Source organism: Vreelandella indica, assembly GCF_037070225.1.
GTDB classification, from domain to species: Bacteria; Pseudomonadota; Gammaproteobacteria; order Pseudomonadales; family Halomonadaceae; genus Vreelandella; species Vreelandella arctica.
In genome coordinates this window covers 1-1,548 of record NZ_JBANSO010000087.1, presented here as the reverse complement: position 1 = coordinate 1,548, position 1,548 = coordinate 1, and the positions used below count along the sequence as shown (strand labels likewise).

Below are 1,548 nucleotides of genomic sequence, written 5' to 3'. Positions count from 1 at the left end.
TCTACCACCTGTTTGACGGCTTCGATTTTGAATTCTTCAGTGTAGCGGGGATGGCTCATGGTTCCTCCTAGATACCTTTAGTATAAGGCCTGGAGGTGTCTACGAAACCTGGGGCGATTCATTCTGCCATGTTTCGTAGTTTACCCCATTCATGACCATCCACCTTAAATTCTGTGGCGAGGGCTTGGATTGGAGCCTCTTTACTGCTTTTATCAAATAAAATTAGGCCTCTTTGAGTATTTTGAAAATGAACATACTCTCGAGTCAGAAAATGATCAAAACGGGTAACAATCTGCTGAAACGTATAGTGGACAGGATCGTTCGGAGAAATTGCGCCTTTTCTCACGACTGAGGCAAAAATTCTGTATTTGCTCCCATCGATTAGCCGAAGTGCCTGTTTTATTGCCTCTAGCCGGTCTTATTTTTCAAATTTTCGCCAGAACTTTTTACCCGCAAACATTGGGGCACCGTGAAGTTCGACAGAATCAGGATCTTGCGGATTGAATTTTGCTGCAATTTTGTCCAGCTCAAGGGATAACCAGTGTGCGGAACGCTCGAAAACACTTACTCCAGCAAGCACAAAGTGTTCCTGATCTGGCCCACCAGGGGTACCAGACTCATCGGCATACAACAAAAACATATTAAACTCTCTGAATAAAAGCGAGAGTTTATGTTAAGCCAAGAAGGAGGGGAAAAGAAGGCGGCGGAAAGAGCACAATGCTCAGCTCAGCGCACCACAATAAGGCAGCCCGCCATAGATTGTTTCCAACCGCACTTCAATTTTATCTCTGTACTTTGAATTCTACAATGATAAATTTAACGCTGAGTGCAGACTCGGCGAAACCATCGACTGCAGCGTTTGGTTAGCTCCAAAATTCTCCTCCGGCAGTACACCATCTTAGCGCGAATCTTGGAATCATATTCTTTTTTAAATTCAACCGAGTAAACCTCGGTCTTTCCTATCTCGACGACGTTAATATCGTTGCAGAAAATTTCATGGTAGCCGTGGGTAGTATCAATCGAAAAGACAAGGCGATCGGAGATGTCGGCCTGTCTCTCTAATTCAATACGAATATTGATATCTCCCTTGGCTGGAACTTCGAATGATGCTTTTGACGAAAACACAGCGTATCGGCTAGATAGTTTCTCAACGTATTCAGGCTTTTCTCCCACCCTCTGCTCTATCTCGAAAGTTTTCTTTGAAAAGCAGTCAATTCTTATTGTTTCAACTGGGTATGATTTCCTGTTCTTCGTCACGAGGATATAGGTTAAGCCATCAGCCTTTTTATGTACCACTACCCTAGAAATACTAAGCGGTTTCCGCGCACTGCTATACCACCCAAATAAAACTGAAAGAATCGCTATTAGTGCAGCCAACGAGGCAAGTGTATCTACGACAACTTTGAAGCCCATACGCCCTCCTAGAGCTAACGAGGCTGTAGAAAAACCCGATTTCGAGCCGTTTCCACCGCCTGTTGTCCTTATTCATTTACCCAGCCGGTCATCTGGCTGGGTAATCTTAATATCGGCATTTAGCCACTTGAGCGC

Annotated in this window: 2 protein-coding genes; both read right to left on the bottom strand. The window is 44.4% G+C overall.

Annotated elements, in window-relative coordinates:
- Positions 1-418: 418 nt before the first annotated feature.
- Positions 419-640: a DUF3800 domain-containing protein gene (locus V8L71_RS20605; RefSeq protein ID WP_336275337.1), complete on the bottom strand. Its 222-nt coding sequence runs from the start codon at positions 638-640 to the stop codon at positions 419-421.
- A 176-nt stretch (positions 641-816) separates the two neighbouring features.
- Positions 817-1,413, bottom strand: a complete 597-nt coding sequence (locus tag V8L71_RS20600) for a hypothetical protein (protein ID WP_336275336.1) — start codon at positions 1,411-1,413, stop codon at positions 817-819.
- Positions 1,414-1,548: the final 135 nt, after the last annotated feature.

Bases quoted from the DNA above. Each gene is read 5' to 3' on its own strand.
- V8L71_RS20600 (WP_336275336.1), bottom strand. From the start codon at position 1,413: ATGGGCTTCAAAGTTGTCGTAGATACACTTGCCTCGTTGGCTGCACTA.
- V8L71_RS20605 (WP_336275337.1), bottom strand. From the start codon at position 640: ATGTTTTTGTTGTATGCCGATGAGTCTGGTACCCCTGGTGGGCCAGAT.